The sequence below is a fragment of the Microcoleus sp. S13_B4 genome, assembly GCF_036700885.1.
In the GTDB taxonomy this organism is placed as follows: domain Bacteria; phylum Cyanobacteriota; class Cyanobacteriia; order Cyanobacteriales; family Microcoleaceae; genus Microcoleus.
In genome coordinates, this window is the sequence record NZ_JAUBPU010000025.1 from 27,062 (window position 1) to 46,183 (window position 19,122).

The following is a 19,122-nucleotide window of genomic DNA, read 5'->3' on the forward strand; positions in this document are numbered from 1 at the left end:
AGATAAAAAAATGACAGGACTTTTTCAAATAGGCGATAAATTACTGCAAGCTCAGGATATGCCATCGCTCCTGAAGCGGTACCAGTTAATGCCGCAATTCTTACGCGGTGTAATAGTAGACCAAGCAATCGCATCCTTTAGTTGCAGCGACGAAGAACGCCAATCCGCCGTGGAGAACTTTCTGGCACAACACCAACTGACAGCCCCCGAAGCCAAAGAAGCTTGGCTGCGTGGCCAAAACATGACGGAAGAAGAACTTCAAGAGATGGCCGTCAGGCCCTTGCTGATCGAAAAATTTAAGCAAGCCACTTGGAGACCTAAAGTAGATAATTATTTTTTAACCCGCAAAGCCAGCCTAGACCACGTAGTCTATTCCCTGGTACGCACCAAAAATCCAGCACTGGCAAACGAACTTTACTTTCGCATCCTCGAAGGGGAACAAACCTTTGCCGAAGTGGCCCGCGACTTTTCCGAAGGGCCAGAGTCCAAGTCCGGTGGCTTGTTGGGCCCAGTACCCCTCAGCCAGCCCCACCCGGCAATCAGCAAACTTTTGTCCGTCAGCCAGCCAAATCAACTCTGGACGCCGCGTCCTCTGGCAGAATGGATGGTAATTATTCGACTAGAAAAGTTCATGCCGGCCCAGCTCGATGAATCGATGCGGCTGCACTTGATTAACGAACTCTTTGAAAGCTGGCTCGCCGAACAGATCTCGCAAATAGGCCCGCTACAGCCCCTCTCTTCCGTGTCTTCAATATCATGACTTCTTCCGCTGTTTCCCTCTCTCAGATTCAGGATTTCCTAGCTCAAACACCTCCCTTTGATCGGCTCTCAGAGACGGCTCTGTCAGCCTTGGTGGCTAAATGCCAACTCCTCGGCTACCGGACGGGGCAACCCCTGTTTGAACGGGAAAAAATGCCGACTCAAGTGGCAATTATCTATCAAGGTCAGGCCCGGCTGCTGGGATTTGACCAGCGCTCGCAGCGCCACGTAAGTTTACGCTTGGTGCAGTCGCAGGAAATTCTCGGCTGGGCTGGCTTGCTCAGGGGAGTTCCCTGCGAAACGGCGATCGCCTCTACAGATGTGATCGCGATCGTCCTACCCGCCGAAGATTTCCTGAGCGTACTGGAAAAACAGCCGACCTTTGGAGAAGCCTTTCGCGAACACTGTTCCTTGAGCGAAGTATTTGAACTGTTGAGCCTGGAGTTGCAGCGCCAAGCCGACGGCACTTCCAATCTCAAGGAACTCACCCTGCAAGCTTGGCAAGACGCTACAGTTGTCAACGTGCCAAACGGCAACAAAAAAACTCAAGACATCGCCAAAGAGCTAGATGCCGATCGAGTTTGGCTCGTCAGCAGCGGCGTCTTGGGCGACTTTCCCACCGGCAGCCGCTTCTCTGTGGAAAACGCAGCCAAATCCTTAAAAGTAGAAGGTCGCCTCGGTGCTCGCTTGGTCGGCTTCCGGGAACCCCCAGAACCCCAACCCGAAACAGACTCATTAAATGGCACGACAGAGATAGTAAGCCCTGGGCAGAATCCGCCCGGCGGAAAATTCATCGAGGTTCTACCGGGCCCAGACCGTCCCCCAGAACCACCAACAAACCAACCAAAGGATGCGGCAAGATACCCAGTTTTCCGCGCCAAAGGGCAGATTGACGCCCCGCTAGCTTGCTTCCAAATGTTGAGCAAGTATTTCGGCCTCAAATTTCGTCGAGATATCATCCGCAAAGTTCTAGAAAATCAGTTAAAAACCGCCGGTTCCATCAGCATCCAAGCCTGCGGGGCGATCGCCCAAAGCATCGGCCTCACGCCCCAATTGGCGCAAGTGCCAGCCGATGCCATCAACCGCATCAAAGCCCCGGTAATGATTAAATGGGAAGACAGCTTTGCCATTATTTACAGCATTACCGAGCAAGAATTGGTGATGGCGACAGCCGAAAAAGGATTGATGCGGAAGCGGATACCTCAGTTTAAAGAAATCTGGGGCGAACAGGGAGAAGTCCTGCTGCTGCAAGCTCCGCAAGTCGAACAAAAAGAGCAGTTCAGCTTCTGGTGGTTTGTGCCGGCTCTCATGGAACACAAGACAGTGTTTTTTGAGGTGTTGCTCGCTTCGTTTTTTGTACAGCTATTTGGTCTTGCCAACCCATTAATCAGCCAAATAATTATTGATAAAGTATTAGGTCAGCGCAGCATTGACACCTTGGATATTTTGGGGGCATTTCTGTTAGGTGTTGCTCTGTTTGAAGGACTGCTCAACGGTTTACGCACCTTTTTGTTTATAGACACCTCAAACCGCATCGATGTCAGATTGAGTGCGGAGGTAATCGATCACTTGCTGCGGCTGCCCCAAAATTACTTTGATAATCGGCGCGTGGGAGATCTGGTTTACAAATTCAGCATGATGGGCCAGATTCGGGAATTCATGACGAGTACAGCTCTGACAGTGGTTCTTGATGCAGTATTTTCGGTGGTTTACGTCGCCGTTATGCTCTCCTACAGCGTGCAGCTAACGTTTGTATCTTTGGCAGTGGTACCGATACTGGGGCTGATGATTGTTCTAATCAATCCGCTGGTGCTGCGCCTAATCAAACAGAGAAATATGCGTTTTGCTGACTCTCAATCTTATCTAGTGGAAGTAGTCAGCGGGATTCAAACTGTTAAGGCTCAAAATATTGAATTGAAATCCCGTTGGGAGTGGTCGAGCCGCTACGCAAAATACATTACCGCCAGTTTTAAAACAATTATCACCGGGACTACGGCCGGTACGGTTAGCAGCTTTTTAAACCAGGTGGGTAACTTAGCTCAGTTGTGGGTGGGAGCTTATTTGGTACTGGGAAATCAGATTACTTTGGGTCAGTTGATTGCTTTCCGAATTATTTCCGGGAACGTGACTGGTTCGCTGCTGCGTTTTGTGAGCGTCTGGCAGAGTTTCCAAGAAGTGTCAATGTCGATCGATATGCTCAAGGATGTGGTCGATACGCCGACCGAAACCAGCGATGAAGACCGGAGCAATATCCCGCTGCCGGCAATTCAAGGGCAGGTTACGTATGAGGAGGTTTCCTTCCGATTCTTGGAGAGCGGTCCACTGCAATTGGCTAATGTGAATTTGGAATTTCCCGCTGGCAGTTTTGTGGGAATTGTGGGGGGAAGCGGTTCGGGTAAAAGTACCGCGATGAAGTTGTTGCAGCGTCTTTATCCGCCGCTGTCGGGCCGGATTTTTATTGATGGGTACGACATTGCCAAGGTGGAATTATATTCGCTCCGCAGCCAACTTGGGGTAGTTCTCCAAGATACTTTGCTCTTTAACTGCTCGGTACAGGAAAATATTGCTCTGAGCAATCCCGATGCGAGTACGGATGAGATTGTGCGAGCTGCGAAATTAGCGGTAGCTCACGATTTTATTATGAGTTTGCCTGCTGGCTACAATACGATAGTTGGAGAGCGGGGTTCGTCGCTTTCTGGGGGTCAAAGGCAGCGTTTGGCGATCGCCCGCACGATTTTGCAAAACCCGAAACTGCTGATTTTGGACGAAGCTACAAGCGCCCTAGACTACCATTCTGAACGCCAAGTTTGCAATAACTTAGCAGAAGCTTTCGCCGGCCGCACGGTGTTTTTCATTACTCACCGCCTGACTACCATCCAAAACGCTGATGTAATTATTATGATGGATCAAGGTTCGGTAGTCGAGCGGGGAACTCATAAAGAATTAATGGCTCTTAAAGGACGTTACTACTGCCTCTTCCAACAACAAGAGTCATCGAATACCTGATATCTAACAACTCACAACTGCTCACTAACGCTTAACAACTGAGAACTAACAAATGGCTATGAAATCGTTAATACTTTCTGAGCAACCAGTCATTCTCGAAAAACCAGCGATTTGGTCGCACTTGTTTTTGTGGATGATCATGCTGATGACCACTTCTGCTGTAGTTTGGGCTTATTTTGCTAGCGTAGAGCAAGCTGTCCCCGCTGTGGGTCAATTGGAGCTCAAAGATGGTGCTAGAGACATCCAAGCACCTGCTACGGGCGCTGTGGTGAGACTTCACGTTGAAAATGGCGATCGTGTGGAAAAAAACCAGCCTCTGCTCACTTTCAATCCCCTTGCACCCAGTGCCGATTTAACATCGATACAGAAAACTAAAGAAGCTCTGGAAAAGGAAAATAAATTTTACGAAGATGTTGTCAACGGCAAAATTCAAGGCGCTGTTCCTTCTAACCTAGAATCAACAATCAAGGACAGACAGAGCCTCACGGCACAAAATCAAGTGCTGCAAGCTTTGATTGACGAACTGTACCTCAATCGGGGAGCTAGCGGAAATTTTGATGCAGCCCAGCAAGGACTTTATGTTAATTATCGATCGGAGTTTCTGTCTCGCGTAGCTGCCGCTCAAGGCCAAGTTCAGGAGTTGGAAAAACAACTCAAGCAAGCTGAGGATGCTGAGAAAGCCGCAGGCGAGCAAATGACCGTAGCACAGCAACAATTTGGTTTTGCCCAAAACCAATTAAATTATGCCCAGCAGCAGTTAACTTCATCGAAAGAGCAAGTAAAATCGGCCCAGGCCCAGAAAGATTTAGCCGAAGAACAGTTAGCGAAATCTCAACAAGTATTGAAGTCGAATCAAAACATTCTAGGCAGACTCGCCCCCCTGGTGCAGGAAGGAGCCATCGCTGAACTGCAAAAAGAAAAACAGGAACAAGATGTTTTCAGAGGCCAAAGCGACGTTCTCAAACAGCAAGATCAAATCAAGCAGCGCGAAGGTGAAATCAACTCTCGCAAAGGCGAAATTAACACGCGCCTAGGTGAAATCAATACGCGCCGAGGCGAAATTAACGCACGTCAAGGTGATATCCAAAAAATTACTGCTGAAATACAGCGTCAGCAAGGAGAGCAAGCACGCATTCAGGAGTCCATCAGCCGCGCCCAAGAACAGTTAAAAAACACCAAGGATTCCTGGGCGAAAGAACTTTATACCAAAATTGCTGAAAACCAGAAACAAATTGCCAGCAGCGATTCTCAGCTAAGCCGCTTCAAAGTGGAAAACCTGAAAAAGTTGTCCGAGGTGAACGCTCAGCTAGAAAAGGCTCAACAAAACCGCGATACTCAAGTTCTGAAGGCTCCGGTATCCGGCGTTATATTCGATTTGAAACCTTCTACGAAGGAAAATTCTAAGTTGGATATAGCGAAAGATCCGATATGCCAATCCATTATTAACTCAGTGATCAAACCGGGTGAACCGCGCCCAAAACGCTGTGAAGAAGCTTATTACGAAGCGCAGCAAACTGAAAAACTACTCAAGGTTTTGGATGACGAAAACGGTTTGGAAGCAGTTGTTTACCTGGAAAACAGCAATGTGGCTCTGGTATTGGATGCTTTGAGACAGAAGCGGGAAAAATTGGAACCGTATCACGGCAAACAATTAGACGGAGAAAAGATTGACTGCGAAAAAGGTAAAAGTTGCGTTTGTCCAGAGAAGGAAATTAACAGAGAGAAACTGGGTTTGACGAAATACCAATGTGTGCCTGTGGAAGTGAATGTAGAAGCTTTCCCGGCTCTGGAGTTTGGTACTGCTGAGGGTGAAGTGAAAGAGATTAGCAGCGATGCTGAGCCTCCTACTGAACTGCGGAAATACTACGCTTTCAAAACCAAAATTAAGCTCAAGAATCAGAAGTTTCTTTTGAACAAGGGCAAGGCAAATCAAGTTGAGGTTAACTTGCAGTCTGGAATGTCCGTGAGTTCTAATATCAATATCGGCAAGCGGAGTGTTTTGCAGATGTTTATCAACCGATTTACTGGGAAAATGGATACGTTCAAGACTATTAAGTAATTCGGTTAACCGAATTGAACGCGAGACTTTTAGGCTGTTCGGAAACCCGGTTTCTTGAAGAAACCGGGTTTCTATGTGTGATGTTTTTCAACTTGTTTGTAGTAAGGAATGCAAGTCCCTATCGGCCCAAACTATGAGGAGTGAAGTCTTCACTACAAACTTGATAAAAATTATTTAACCGGGTTTGATATAAAATGGTGATGGCAATCAGTGCGATCGCACATTCATGAAAAAAAATATTTTATTTACTCTCTATCTAATTCCTGTTATCTTGTTAATCGGATTTGTAGCGAATTTTAGCGTTAACGTTCCCGTTGATGACGAGTGGAGGTTAGCTAGCCTTTTTGAAAAAATAGCTGGGGGAAATGTAACTTTTAACGATTTTTGGGCTTTGCACAGCAACCACCGCATACTTTTCCCTAAAATAATTATTGCGGTTGTGGCTTTTGCTTCCCGATGGAATATTAATTATCAGTTTTGTCTCAGCATAGGTTTGGCTGCGATAACTTTTATCGCTCTGTACAAGTTATCCTCGATGCAAGTTAAGAATGTCGCGGACGATTTGTGGCATTTAGCTAATATTTTAACTTGTGTTTTGCTTTTCTCTCTAGTTCAACACGAAAACTGGCTTTGGGGATTTCAATTAGCGTGGTTTTTAGTCAATTTGTGTTTTGTAGCTGCGGTTTATGCGCTGAGTTCCCATCCCAAATTTTTGCCTACTAATATAGCCGTATTTAATCAGATGAAACAGAGATGTTGCACCCATCTCGATAAGCTATTTAGGAACGGGCAAGATGCCCGTTCCACAAGAACATTGAATTTTTGTGGAACGGGTATCTTGCCCGTTCTTGAGAATGATGCAACACCTCCGAGCGAACATAGTACGAACACGGAACTGTCGTGTCCCTACAATATTCAAATATCGATTGCTGCTTTATTCTGCTTTATTGCTAGTTTTTCCCTCGCGCAAGGCTTGCTGTCTTGGTTGGCTGCAATTCCGGCTGTGGCGGCTTTAGAAGGAAATGCGGTAGAAAAAAGAAAAAGATTGATTCTATGGATATTGCTGTTTGCTGCAACTTGTGCTATTTACTCAATTGATTATCATCCCAGTCGAAAAACAAGTATTATTTCATTGTTGAATAAGCCCCTGGTGATAATTGATTACTTTTTGAGTCTGTTGGGTTCGCCAATTGTGCGATCGCCGGGAATTTCAGCATTGGTTGGATTGCTAATATTCGCAACTTTCTTATTTTTGGGATTCCACTTTTGGAGAAAGATTACCGAGCAGGGTGAGGCTTTACCTTGGCTGTCAATAGGTTTGTTTTCGGTTTTATCGGCTCTGTTTATTACGGCTGGGAGGGCAGAATTTGGGGCAATTCACGCGCTTGAATCGTCGAGGTATACGACTAATTCAATTTTGCTCTTAATTGCTTTAGTTCAGCTAGGGCAATTGTTTATCCGAGGTAAGATTGCTACCATAAATCGCAACTATAAATTGGTTTATCGGGTGTTAGCAGGGCTGTTAACTGGGATAATTATTGTTAACTCTCAACAGGCGATCGCCCAATCTCGCTCAGCACTTCTTTACAAACAAGGCGCTCAAGATTGTTTGCAGTTAATTAATTATCTGGAACCCTCGGATTTTTTTGAGAATTCGCCGGAAAGCTGTTTGAGGGTGCTGAGCAAAAAAACTTGGCTGGTGAGAGAAGGCGCTGCAATTATCGACAAAATAGGTTGGAGAAAGTTCGCGAAAAAGGTAGAGTTTATTTCTAATACCGAGAAAGTTTACGGTTATTTAGACAAACCTCAAACTAGCGATAAATCCTTGACGGTTAAGCAAAATGATGCTGTCAAAGCTGTCGGTTGGGCGGTTTTGCCAGAAAATTTGCAACAGCCAAATATTGTACTGCTATCTGTCGGCGAGAAAAAATCTTTTTTTGCTAGCGCTTATGTGAATTTGGACAGTCCGGACATAGCTAAGAGTTTAAAATCGGAGTTATACAATAATGCAAGGTGGGCTGTTGATTTGTCGGCTAATAATTTGCCGATCGCCCAAACTGAAATTAAAGCTTGGGTGTATAATCCTGTTGACAACCAGTTTGTCCAGTTGCGCGGAGGATGAGGAGTGAAAATTTCTGTGATTATACCAGCTCACAATGAGGAGGGCTGTTTGTACGGTACTGTGCGGGCGATCGCCCAGACGCTCGATTTAGAAGGCATTCCGCACGAAATTTTGATTGTGAATGACAATAGTGTCGATCGAACTATTGATATTTGCCAGGAGTTGTCAGAGACTTTTCCCACAGTTAGATACATCAACAATCAACCTCCCAACGGTTTCGGATTTGCTGTGCGCCGGGGATTGGCGGAATTTGACGGAGATGCTGCGGCAATTGTGATGGCGGATGCTTCCGACGATCCGATGGATTTGGTAGCAGGATACCGCAAATTGCAAGAAGGATATGATTGCGTTTTCGGTTCCCGCTTTATCAAAGGTGGCTTTATAGTTGATTATCCAATTCACAAGTTAGCAATTAACCGCTTAGCAAACTGGTTTGTGAAAAGTATTTTCGGCTTGCGGTACAGCGATGTCACCAATGCTTTTAAAATTTACCGCAGAGAAGTTATTGAAGGCGTGCAACCGATTTTGAGCCATCATTTTAATTTGACAGTGGAACTGCCTTTAAAAGCTATTGTCCGGGGTTTTTCCTATACGGTGATTCCTCTGAGGTGGTACAATCGGACTGCTGGTATTTCTAAGCTGAAAATAAAAGAGATGGGCAGTCGGTATTTGTTTATTGTCTTGTATGTCTGGCTGGAAAAACATCTCTCTCGCGGCGACTACCACCGGACTAGAAAGATAGCAAAGTTAAAAGTCAATGCCTGAGAGAATTTTAATTGTTGGTGGTGCGGGTTTTATCGGCAGTTGTTTGGCAATTGGCCTGAAAAAACTGCACCCGGAATGGCAAATAATTTGTTTAGATAACCTGCGTCGCCGGGGCTCGGAATTGAATCTGCCTCGGCTTAAAAGTTGCGGTATTCAGTTTGTTTACGGGGATATTCGTACAGCGGCAGATTTAGATCCAGTTGCACTAAATGCTGACTGCATTATAGATTGTGCGGCGGAACCTTCTGTGCTGGCTGGTTTTAGTTCGCCTCAGTACGTTTTGCAGACGAATTTACTGGGCACTGTGAATGTTTTGGAGTTGGCGAGACAGACAGGTGCGAGTTTGTTGTTTTTGTCTACGAGTCGGGTTTATCCGATCGCCACTGTCAAGTCTATCAAGTTGTTAGAGTTGCCGAATAGATTTGCGATCGCCCCTGAGCAAACTTTACCCGGTATATCCGAGTTGGGCATATCAGAAGAATTCCCATTAAAAGGACACCGTTCGCTTTACGGAGCAACTAAATTAGCTTCGGAATTGCTGATTGAGGAGTACAGGGAAGCATACAATGTGTCGGCAATTATTAACCGCTGTGGGTTAATTACGGGTGCTTGGCAAATGGGTAAAGTCGATCAGGGAGTTTGCGGTTTGTGGGTGGCGGCTCACTATTTTCAAAAGTCGCTAAGTTATATTGGTTTTGGCGGCAGCGGGAAGCAAGTTAGGGATTTGCTGCACGTTGAAGATTTGTTGAGGTTAGTTAATTATCAGTTAGAACATTTTGCTGAATTTGACGGCGAAGTTTTTAATGTAGGCGGCGGTTTGAGCAACAGTCTTTCTTTGGTTGAGACAACTGATTTGTGCCAAAAGATTACCGGGAAATCGATTTCAATTAATCCTGTTTTGGAGGAACGCGCGGGGGATATTCCGATTTTTATTACTGATTCTTCTAGGGTGATGGAGAAAACAGGATGGCGGCCTGTTATTGGGCCGGAAGCAGCTTTGCAGGATATTTATAATTGGATTGCTGCTAATGAGGTGGTTTTAAGTTCGATTTTGTAGGCATTTTTTAACCGCAGGTACAGGGGGATAAACGCGGCTAAATGCAGATGAATCTCTCTGCCTGCATCTGACTGGGAATGCCTGTCATGAGGCTCTGCTTCTATTGTTTTGTTTCGATGCTTTAACAAACATTTGACCTCCCAAAAACCTCCACAAAACAGGCAATTTTAAGTAAACTTTTAAAAGCCAGGGCGAGGTAGGTCTCCCTTTTGTCGAAAATGGCAAAAATCTGGGTATAATTAGGTCGATTTCAAAGCCGACGGTTTGTAACAGTTCTTGCAGCGATAAGTGGGTAATTGGTAATTGATGATCGATAAAATCGTAATACTCTTTGAAAGAATATTTAAAATTTGGTTGGACAACTAAGATAGAACCCCCTGGCTTAAGCGCCTCAAAGCAAAATGAGATAATTTGGATGAGTTCTTCTTTATTGCGGAGATGTTCAAAAAAGTTAGAGATAAATATCCGGTCAAATTGTTCGCTAAAATCTGGTTTATCGTCAAAAGTTAAAACATCAATGTTCAGCACTTTTACATCAGGATTGGCAAACAACTTGGAATCGGGATTGAGATCAATTAAATATTTTTTTTTAGCCCCTATTTGATTTATAAACTCGCAGTAACCGCCGCCAATATCTAAGACCGCTGATTCGGGAGGAACATAATATTGTAAGAAGTCGTCAATTAAAACTTTCCATAGTGCCACCTTGGCTTGCAGTTGTCTGGAATCAAATCGATTGGCGTACAATTTTTTGAGATATACGTCGGCTTTCATAGTAAAATAGCAGAGACTGAGTATGAGTTTATCACGCGATACAGCCAACTATGAATGTTATATCTACGGAAATACCGGAAGTTCTGATCATTGAGCCGAAAATTTTCGGAGACGATCGCGGTTTCTTTTTTGAGAGTTTCAATCACAAAGCTTTTGTCGAAAAAACAGGTGTGACGGCCGAATTTGTTCAAGACAATCATTCCAAATCCTCTAAAAATGTGTTGCGCGGTTTGCACTACCAAATGCAGCAGCCTCAAGGCAAATTGCTGCGGGTAGTTGCTGGCGAAATATTTGATGTAGCGGTGGATATTAGAAAAAGTTCGCCGACTTTTGGGCAGTGGGTGGGGTGTTTGCTGAGTGCTGAAAATAAGCGGCAATTTTGGGTTCCGGCGGGATTTGCTCACGGTTTTTTAGTGGTTTCCCAAACGGCTGAAGTTTTGTACAAAACTACAGATTATTACGCACCGGCACACGAGCGGTGTATCCTGTGGAATGACCCCGATTTGGCGATCGACTGGCCGCTAGATGGTGTCCAACCAATCTTATCAGCTAAAGACCAAGCGGGACAAACCTTCCAAAAAGCTGAACTTTTTTAACAATGAAAATTTTACTCGCAGGTGGCAGCGGACAGCTAGCTCAAGAATTGCAGCCGATTTTATTATCTTTGGGAGAGGTAATTGCGGTCGATCGCACTCGCCTCGACTTATCCCAACCCGAAAGCATCCGTCAAGCAATGGCTGAAATTCAACCGGATTTAGTCGTCAATGCGGGTGCATATACTGCGGTAGACAAAGCAGAAAGCGAACCCGAATTAGCACACGCAGTCAACGGCATTGCCCCGGGAATTTTTGCAGAAGAATGCGAAAAACTGGGAGCAAGTTTGATTCACTTTTCTACTGATTATGTATTTGACGGCAGCCAGGGTTCTGCTTATCTGGAAACAGATTCTACGAATCCACTGGGAACTTACGGAAAGTCTAAATTAGCAGGCGAGGAAGCAATTCCGAAAGCGGGAAACCGACATATTATTATTAGAACCGCCTGGGTTTACGGCAACGGTGGCAAAGGTAATTTTGTCAAAACCATGCTGAGGTTGGGAAAGGAAAGGGAAGAAATTCGAGTAGTAGCAGATCAGATCGGAAGTCCTACTTGCACGGGGGATTTAGGGGAGGCAATTTCGCGAATTATTCCTCTGCTTGGCCCAGAAACTTTTGGGACTTACCAGTACACTAACAGCGGTGTTTGTAGTTGGTACGATTTTGCGATCGCCATTTTTGAAGAAGCAGCACAACTCGGCCTTCCCCTAAAAGTTCAGCGCGTAATTCCCATCACCACCGCCGAATATCCGACACCTGCAAAACGTCCAGCTTTTTCTGTCCTCTCTACGGTAAAAATATCCGCACTTCTAGGCACGCATCCTCCCCACTGGCGGCAAGGGCTCAGACAAATGCTGGCAAAAGAAGTCAAATGAAAAATTGAGTAAATCTGTCTGTAAATTAGCCAGAAACCGGGTTTTTTCACCAAAATACTTGGTTCAAACCCTCAATCAAGTAAAAAACCCGGTTTCTTTAATCCCAGCGCGTACAACTTAGCCCAAATCGATTAAAAATCTCCCCCTGTCCGAATCCATGAAAGTCAAGCAACCATATATTTTAATTGCCGCATCAGTTTTGGGCATTCTAATACCAGCGTCATATATTTTGTACCTGATATCCCAAGCGGGAGACTTGTCTAATTTTGATTATTGGTGGATGACGTGGAATTTTTATTCAGTAGACGGTTTTTCTACCAATCCTTTTAATTGGATATTTCGGGCGAACGAGCATTTTGTCTTGATTCCGGCAATTATTTATGGCTTGAATATAGTTGTCACCCAAGGTTCAAATATTGGTTTATGTTTAGTTGCCTGGTTCTTGGCTTGGATGCAGTGCCACGTATTAATTGCTCTGCTTCCGTTAAATTTGAGGCGTTTTCCTCTGCAATTTATCTCGCTACTCCTTTGCATTTCTATTTTTAACTTTACTCCGGCGGCGGCTCACAATTGGATGCGGGGATTCAGCGGCGTTCACTGGATAATTGCTAATTTATTTGTGATTTGTTCGATATTTTGTTTGCAATCCTATGTGACGCTTTTGTTAAATAAGAGGGAGGGGGAGCCTCTGGATCTTCATTCCCAGGCAGAGCCGGGTAACGAAGAATGGAAACAAAATAAGTGGGTAATTGGCAGCATTGTTTTTGGCGTTTTAGGCTGTATTAGTTACAGCACTCCTTTAGCTTTGTGGCCGATATTGTGTGCTGCTGCTGTTGTGCTGCGCTTTCCTCGGCGATTAACTTATTTGTATTTCATTGCTTCGATTGCGGTAATTGGCATTTATTTTTTAACTTATAAAACTCCATCTTATCACCCTTCTTTAACTAAAATCAACCCGCTGAAAGCTCTCGAATATATTCCCACGTATCTCGGCGGAATTTTTAGCGAAAATATTATTGTTGCTTCAATTATTGGTATAATTGGTTTGATTGCAGCGACGGGTTTTGTGGGTTATTGGCTATTTGTAAAAAAGGTCAATCGCGCCGATTGGCTGCCTTGGCTATCAATTCAACTTTACACGCTGCAAACGGCGTTAATGGCCGCGGTTAGTCGATCGGGATTTGGCGTCGAACAGGCCACCGCTTCCCGCTACGCCACACTTCCAGCCTTGTTTTGGATGAGCACAGTTGTGCTGACAGTATTGTGGGTGCGCGAGTTGCAGCCCACACCAAGAATTCAAGGGCGTTGGCTGACACCGCTGTTTGCAGTCGCGACAGTTGCGATTATTTTAATGTACGGTGTGGGAGGCGAAACTGCAATGGCGATCGCCCGCAGAGCAACCTATCAACCGTTAGTAGCATTATCACTGCAATTAGGCATCACCGACGTAACGCTAATTAAAGAGCGCGTAGGCAATAGACCGGCCGCTTTTATCGGGTTAATCGACGCCTTAAAAACTAACAATTTAGTGCCATTTAATCGAGACATCAAAAAGCACAATTTCTGTGCAGCATTAGACAGAAAAATTGATCCTAACTTATTGTCAGCACCCAAAGACGGAGTACCCGGATATTTTGATACATTAACTAAACTTGCACCCGCATCTTCCAGAGTAATTGGCTGGGTAGGAGATCCCGAAAACAATGTAAAATGTATTGCAATTTTAAACCAAGAAAATGTCGTTCGAGGTTTTGCCATGTCAGGATTTCCGCGCCCAGATTTAGTTAACTTGTTTGGCCCTTCCTACGAATTCGCAGCTTGGAGAGGATACATTCAAACATCACCAACAGATAAATTATTGACAGCTTATGCCTCCTTTAAAAACCGCGAAGGTTGGGTAGCTTTGCGGAACTCCCAAGTTATGGATAAAAATTAAAACACCTCTCTTTCTCCTTCTCTGCGCCCTTTGCAGCTAATAAAAAAATCTCCTTTACAACATAAATGAAATAAAATAGCCCTATGTCAAAACACCTCAGCTTCGTAATTCCCGTTCACAACGAAGAAGCCACCATCAAATTGCTGTTTGATAAAATCCAAATTGTTATGTCCCAAACCGAAATTGACAATTACGAAGTCATTTTCATAGATGACGGTAGCCGCGATTATTCATGGCAAGAAATCGCCGATTTAGCCAGCCAGCATCCCCAACTAATTAAAGCGATTAAAATGCGCCGCAATTTTGGCAAATCCGCCGCACTTTCAGCAGGCTTTCGTAATGCAGCAGGGACAATTATCTTTACTCTCGATGCTGACCTTCAGGATGACCCCGCTGAAATCCCCAAATTTTTACATCATTTAGAATCTGGATTTGATTTAGTTTCCGGTTGGCGAAAACAGCGGAACGACCCGCTTTCTAAAACTTTACCTTCCAAGCTGTTTAATGCCGTTGCGTGTTTGCTAACTGGGGTGCAAATGCACGATATGAATTGTGGTTTTAAAGCTTATCGCAGGGAAGTTTTGCAGTCGATTAAATTGTACGGGGAATTGCACCGCTACATTCCGGCTTTAGCAAACAATTTAGGGTTTAAAATTGGCGAAGTAGTTGTGGAACATCATCCGCGCAAGCACGGAAAATCGAATTACGGCTGGGAACGTTATGCGCGGGGATTTATTGATTTGTTGACGGTGTTAGCCACGACGCAGTATTTACACAAACCGGGTCATTTGTTTGGGGGTTTGGGATTGTGTTTTGGCTTGGTTGGCACTGTTTCGCTGAGTTATTTAATAGTTATTTGGTTTCTGAATTTGGCGGGGATGAATTTTGGGCCGATCGGAAATCGACCTTTGTTATTTTTTGGGATTTTGTGTACAATTCTGTCGGTGCAGTTGATTTCTTTGGGGATTTTAGCTGAGTTGATGGCGCGGAATGTGGATGCGGATTATGTGGACAAGCAAATTAGCGAAATTATTGATGATTCGGGTTTTGATATTTAACCGCAGATTAAGGCTGATTAACGCAGATAAATCGGATCTTGAAGTTGCTTATAGACAAGCAAAGTCTGTCTCCGCAGACTAAGATAAAAGTCTAATTGAGATTTAACAAGTTTTACTAAATACCTATTACCTAATTTTATAAAGTATCCATTTGCCTTGTTTGTCGGCGATTTCCCCTTGAATATTGGGATGCCAGTCAGTACGAGTCAGGATATAATCGGCATGATAGTTTCTGGCTACCTTGACTAAATCTGCACTGCTGCGACGGATAAAAAAGTCATTTCCTCCCCAAATCATTTGCGGGTTTAAGGGAACTCCTAAAACGGTTTCCATCCGAGTTTGCCATTCTTTGATGCCTTTTTCGGTAAAGGGAAAGTTCTTGAAATTCACGACAATCGCTCTTTCGGAGAAAAACTGGAAGTTGGTAACTGAAGGTGGAATTAATACGAGTGAATCGCGGCTGCTAATTTGCGAAAAGCGCACAGCTAATTTGCTTAAGTCGTCCCTGGGAACGGCATTGATATTAACTCTTGTTTGAAATACATTTAATATAGGTTTGGGCAGAATTCCTGCTACTCCCAAAACTAAGGTGGCGGTAGTTATTAAGGCTAATGTGTGAGTTAGAGTCTGTTTTATAGATGTAGCAACGGATGTTTCTTCTAAAATGAAGGGGAAGGCGAGGATTGAGAAAAAAATTGGGATGCTAATTATTCGATCGCCCATTATTTCCCATGAATCAGTCAGCGGATATATCACGCTGAAAATTACCGTTCCTACTGCTAAAATCCACCACAATATATTATATTGTTTGGGAAATGCGTATTTTTTTGTTGACCAAACTGATAATCCTAGGAAAATGATACCTCTAAAAGGCAATGTTAGAATAGCTAACAGCAACAAGCTAATAGCTATTTGTTGGTCTCTGTAAAGTCTATCGACCATCAAAGCAACAGCAATAAATATAATTAATTGAGCAAAAGGTACAGTCCTAGCTAACTGTAGTTTGGCCATAAAAGCCAAAGGATAAACTTCTACAAATATGTAATTCAGAAACAGAGCCAAAATCGATGTACTAACAATTGTATAAAAAATAATCTTGTCTTCTTGTGGCAATAAATCGGATTTTTTGATGCACAGCAAGCCACCAATTATGAAACATATAAAGTTGAACCAATTCCCCAAACCCCAATTTGACGGGAGGATGTGGTGGGGGTTGCGGACTTTAGCGTGAATGTAGACAAACTGGGCATTATCGATAGTGTGAGTGCTGGTAGTACCTGTTAATAACATCGGTACGTAAACGATACTTGCCATTGCTGCTAAAAGTGCGATCGCCAAAATCAATGTTTTAAACTTCCGCTGTCTTACAGATTCAATAAATAAAACAGGAAGCATCATCAATCCGGGCAACAAACCAACTAAAAATTGCAGCAAACAACCCAGTCCAAAACAGAAATATCCGATCAGCCATTTTTGGCGCAAACTAAAGTAAATTCCCCAGACTGCGAAGGCCATAGCGAAGGTACTGGGTACTGATTTGGTGGAAAATATTAGGGTGTTACCAACATCTGTAAATGAAGCGGCTATACATAAAAAAGCCATCGCTGCGGCAGGCAGTTTGGAATTAGTATAGATATTGATAATTGCGTAGCAAGCTAGGATAAATGAACCGAAGGCTAGGAATTGATAAATAAAATGCGCTTGGGGAATGCTTGTGCCTAAGTTGGCGAGCAAATAAATAATATAATAATAGTAATATCTGGGATTAAATTTAACCATTTCCTGAACGTAATAGTCATTTTTGTATAGTTCAGGATTTAACATAAATTGAATGGGTGGCACTTCGGGGAAATTGCCTCCAATGGGGAAAATATACCCTGTAGCCATCAGGGAACCGATGATAACAAAAGTATAGAGAGATAGATTAAAATACCAGTTGGATTTTTGATGTTTCTGCATTGATGGTTCCACTTACCGACGGACAGCCAAATTGTTAATCTCCAGTTGGCATTGCTTTGTTAAATCCTGTTTGCTGCTACTCAATACCTCAAGTAGCAGATAAGTGGGATTTTTGCCCTCAACTAATAGATTTAAGCCGATCGCACTTTTTTGACTATAAGCCATCTCTGCTGAGTCTACTAATTTACCTTGCTTGTCCCACAAAGTCAAGCGCAGGGCAATTCCCGGACATTGTTTGTTAGGTAAATTGAGTTTGCCGGTAACTTTTGCTTTGTCTGAGATGGAACCTAAATACAGGAAAGATGTATCGAGTTTCTGGCTGTTTTTAATTGGATGAGTTACAATATTATATAGGTTATCCGATTCTTGACTGACTGAATAATTGGCACTTGTGTAGATTGATTGATGCAAACTAATCCAATCTAACTGCGTGCCAGGTCGATCGCCTATTTGCCGCTGCATCGCATCCAGAGTCCTAACTGCCGTTGCTGTATCAGTCTGCCGCATCCTCCGGTAAACGCTGACTGTCACGCCGTTTTCTAGCTTAAACTGTTCCGGTAGCAATTGGAAATCGCGGGCAATTTCCCAGTTTTGAGTAAAGGCATCGTACACAACTTTAACAACATCTTGTTCGTGCGATCGCAAAACTTGTTCGTCAGTAGGTAACACCTGCTGAAAAGGTACAGCAACCACCGCATATTGTGACTGCAACAACTCCGGTAGCGGGTAAGTATCGCGCGAGTCAATTTGCGGCCTCCCGATTGTATTTAATTTCCACCAGCCCTCCGGCGGGTTTAATTTTCGGTTGGCTTGTCTGAGGATGTTAGCATTAAAACTGTTAGAAGCACCGGCAATATAAATCGGTTCTTCGTTGGGTGCTAATTTTCGCAGAAACTCTACTAATTTTACAACTTCGTCGTAGTCCGATCGCACTAACGGCGGAAAATTCCCCACAAACAGTCTTGACAAATCAATTTTGAGAGGAATTAACCCGACTGCGGCATTCAAAACCAGATACAAACCCGCCGCGCCCAGCATGAAATACCGGACTTTTCCCTTGAGTGTTAGCCAAGTTGTCCAGAAAAATGTGGACAATCCTAAAAGTGCGATCGGTGTAATATGAATTGTATAGTGCAAGTAGCCGTAACGCAAAACTAACAGCCATTCAATCAGCGAGAAAACCCCAAACAACGAAACAAAAATAGCCGCCGCCGGAACCAGGATTCGGGTGAGAATTCCCGCCGAAAAACCAATCAGTACCAGCAGCCAAGTTCCCAAACCGTAAAAAGACGCATAACGAGTTAAAATATCCTTTACAGGCAAACTCCAAGCGACATACAAATTGCGGTAGTCAACCGTCAGAGCACTGCGAGTAAAATCTCCCGCTACCAACATTAAAATAGTCAAGCTAGTTGCAGCTATTAAACCCAATTTAACACCGGATTCAAACAAGCATCTGTAGGGAAACGGCACTGCCGCGTCCTTGTCTTTTGAAGACGACAACGCCGTTTTCCTACCGTATATTAGTACAATAAACTCGATGAAAGCCTGTAAAGTCGCTGCACCCAAAAATGCGATCGCACTATAAGCAAAATGGCGTCGCAACAGAATAGCCGCCGCCAGCAAAAACCCAATTAACGGGATTTTCCACCAATATTTCAGCTTAACATCCTGCAAATAAACCCAAATTGCCAAGGCTACAAACACACAGCCGCCCGTATCCAGATATCCCCGCAGAGTCGGTATCCAACTCATAGGAATTAATAAACTTAGCAGCACAGTTGACCAAAACACCCGGCGGGAATAAACTGGAATTAGCTTTGCAGAAATTGCCCCCAGCAACAGGCGAAACGGCAGCACATAAATTAGGGATACGCTGAGAATGTAACTCAGCCGAGAATCGCCAAATAAGAGAATAAACGGCACTAACGGCAAAGAGATTAATAGGTTTTTTTCCTTAGATAGTGATTCTATAACTCCGCGCCATGCTTTATCTGGCGAGTCTCGAAATAAATTTGCCGTGTTGACTGTAGCGGTGTTGTAGCCCGCGTAATCCCACCAATAAAAAGTATGTTCGCTGGATACATAGATTGATGTTACTGCCACTGTGACGAGAACAAGTAAAAATAGGAAAAACCCATCAATTAGAAACTTTC

Annotated in this window: 13 protein-coding genes; 10 read left to right on the plus strand and 3 right to left on the minus strand. The window is 44.0% G+C overall.

The genetic code is table 11. From position 1 onward, the window contains the following. Window positions 1–10 precede the first annotated feature (10 nt). From QT994_RS15190 to QT994_RS15215, 6 genes are all read left to right on the plus strand, one after another. Window positions 11–760, plus strand: a complete 750-nt coding sequence (locus QT994_RS15190) for a peptidylprolyl isomerase (RefSeq protein ID WP_333044518.1) — start codon at window positions 11–13, stop codon at window positions 758–760. Next, window positions 757–3,765: a peptidase domain-containing ABC transporter gene (locus QT994_RS15195; protein ID WP_333175849.1), complete on the plus strand. Its 3,009-nt coding sequence runs from the start codon at window positions 757–759 to the stop codon at window positions 3,763–3,765. The genes QT994_RS15190 and QT994_RS15195 overlap by 4 nt, the downstream gene beginning before the upstream one ends. Before the next feature lie 52 nt (window positions 3,766–3,817). Further along, window positions 3,818–5,824 carry a chromosome partitioning protein ParA gene (locus tag QT994_RS15200; protein ID WP_333175851.1) on the plus strand — a complete coding sequence of 669 codons (2,007 nt, stop codon included), beginning with the start codon at window positions 3,818–3,820 and terminating at the stop codon, window positions 5,822–5,824. Between the two features lie 226 nt (window positions 5,825–6,050). Continuing rightward, window positions 6,051–7,946 (plus strand): hypothetical protein, encoded by a 1,896-nt coding sequence (locus tag QT994_RS15205; protein ID WP_333175853.1) that lies wholly within the window; start codon window positions 6,051–6,053, stop codon window positions 7,944–7,946. Window positions 7,947–7,949: 3 nt separating this feature from the next. After that, window positions 7,950–8,711 (plus strand): glycosyltransferase family 2 protein, encoded by a 762-nt coding sequence (locus tag QT994_RS15210; protein ID WP_242724549.1) that lies wholly within the window; start codon window positions 7,950–7,952, stop codon window positions 8,709–8,711. Further along, a complete protein-coding gene (locus tag QT994_RS15215; protein ID WP_333175855.1) occupies window positions 8,704–9,768 on the plus strand; it encodes an NAD-dependent epimerase/dehydratase family protein in 1,065 nt (354 codons plus the stop codon). The genes QT994_RS15210 and QT994_RS15215 overlap by 8 nt, the downstream gene beginning before the upstream one ends. An 84-nt stretch (window positions 9,769–9,852) precedes the next feature. Here the strand turns inward: QT994_RS15215 and QT994_RS15220 are convergent, their stop codons facing one another. After that, window positions 9,853–10,542 carry a methyltransferase domain-containing protein gene (locus tag QT994_RS15220; protein WP_333175857.1) on the minus strand — a complete coding sequence of 230 codons (690 nt, stop codon included), beginning with the start codon at window positions 10,540–10,542 and terminating at the stop codon, window positions 9,853–9,855. A 50-nt stretch (window positions 10,543–10,592) separates the two neighbouring features. Between QT994_RS15220 and rfbC the strand changes: the two genes are divergently transcribed. The 4 genes from rfbC to QT994_RS15240 all read left to right on the plus strand — a co-directional run bounded on the left by rfbC (window position 10,593) and on the right by QT994_RS15240 (window position 15,007). Further along, entirely contained in the window at window positions 10,593–11,138 is a 546-nt protein-coding gene (gene rfbC / locus QT994_RS15225) for a dTDP-4-dehydrorhamnose 3,5-epimerase (protein ID WP_333175858.1), read from the plus strand. Window positions 11,139–11,140: 2 nt separating this feature from the next. Then, window positions 11,141–12,013: a dTDP-4-dehydrorhamnose reductase gene (rfbD, locus tag QT994_RS15230; RefSeq protein ID WP_333175861.1), complete on the plus strand. Its 873-nt coding sequence runs from the start codon at window positions 11,141–11,143 to the stop codon at window positions 12,011–12,013. Window positions 12,014–12,170: 157 nt separating this feature from the next. Then, window positions 12,171–13,949: a hypothetical protein gene (locus tag QT994_RS15235; RefSeq protein WP_333175863.1), complete on the plus strand. Its 1,779-nt coding sequence runs from the start codon at window positions 12,171–12,173 to the stop codon at window positions 13,947–13,949. 83 nt (window positions 13,950–14,032) lie between these two features. After that, window positions 14,033–15,007, plus strand: coding sequence for a glycosyltransferase family 2 protein (locus QT994_RS15240; RefSeq protein ID WP_333044501.1), 975 nt, complete (start codon window positions 14,033–14,035; stop codon window positions 15,005–15,007). 126 nt (window positions 15,008–15,133) lie between these two features. Here the strand turns inward: QT994_RS15240 and QT994_RS15245 are convergent, their stop codons facing one another. Further along, window positions 15,134–16,966: a DUF6798 domain-containing protein gene (locus QT994_RS15245; RefSeq protein ID WP_333175864.1), complete on the minus strand. Its 1,833-nt coding sequence runs from the start codon at window positions 16,964–16,966 to the stop codon at window positions 15,134–15,136. Window positions 16,967–16,978: 12 nt separating this feature from the next. Further along, on the minus strand, window positions 16,979–19,072 hold the full coding sequence (locus QT994_RS15250; protein ID WP_333175866.1) for a hypothetical protein: 2,094 nt from the start codon (window positions 19,070–19,072) through the stop codon (window positions 16,979–16,981). Window positions 19,073–19,122 lie beyond the last annotated feature (50 nt).

Bases quoted from the DNA above. Each gene is read 5' to 3' on its own strand.
- QT994_RS15245 (WP_333175864.1), bottom strand. From the start codon at position 16,966: ATGCAGAAACATCAAAAATCCAACTGGTATTTTAATCTATCTCTCTAT.
- QT994_RS15220 (WP_333175857.1), bottom strand. From the start codon at position 10,542: ATGAAAGCCGACGTATATCTCAAAAAATTGTACGCCAATCGATTTGAT.
- QT994_RS15195 (WP_333175849.1), top strand. From the start codon at position 757: ATGACTTCTTCCGCTGTTTCCCTCTCTCAGATTCAGGATTTCCTAGCT.
- QT994_RS15235 (WP_333175863.1), top strand. From the start codon at position 12,171: ATGAAAGTCAAGCAACCATATATTTTAATTGCCGCATCAGTTTTGGGC.
- QT994_RS15200 (WP_333175851.1), top strand. From the start codon at position 3,818: ATGGCTATGAAATCGTTAATACTTTCTGAGCAACCAGTCATTCTCGAA.
- rfbC (WP_333175858.1), top strand. From the start codon at position 10,593: ATGAATGTTATATCTACGGAAATACCGGAAGTTCTGATCATTGAGCCG.
- QT994_RS15215 (WP_333175855.1), top strand. From the start codon at position 8,704: ATGCCTGAGAGAATTTTAATTGTTGGTGGTGCGGGTTTTATCGGCAGT.
- rfbD (WP_333175861.1), top strand. From the start codon at position 11,141: ATGAAAATTTTACTCGCAGGTGGCAGCGGACAGCTAGCTCAAGAATTG.
- QT994_RS15205 (WP_333175853.1), top strand. From the start codon at position 6,051: ATGAAAAAAAATATTTTATTTACTCTCTATCTAATTCCTGTTATCTTG.
- QT994_RS15240 (WP_333044501.1), top strand. From the start codon at position 14,033: ATGTCAAAACACCTCAGCTTCGTAATTCCCGTTCACAACGAAGAAGCC.
- QT994_RS15190 (WP_333044518.1), top strand. From the start codon at position 11: ATGACAGGACTTTTTCAAATAGGCGATAAATTACTGCAAGCTCAGGAT.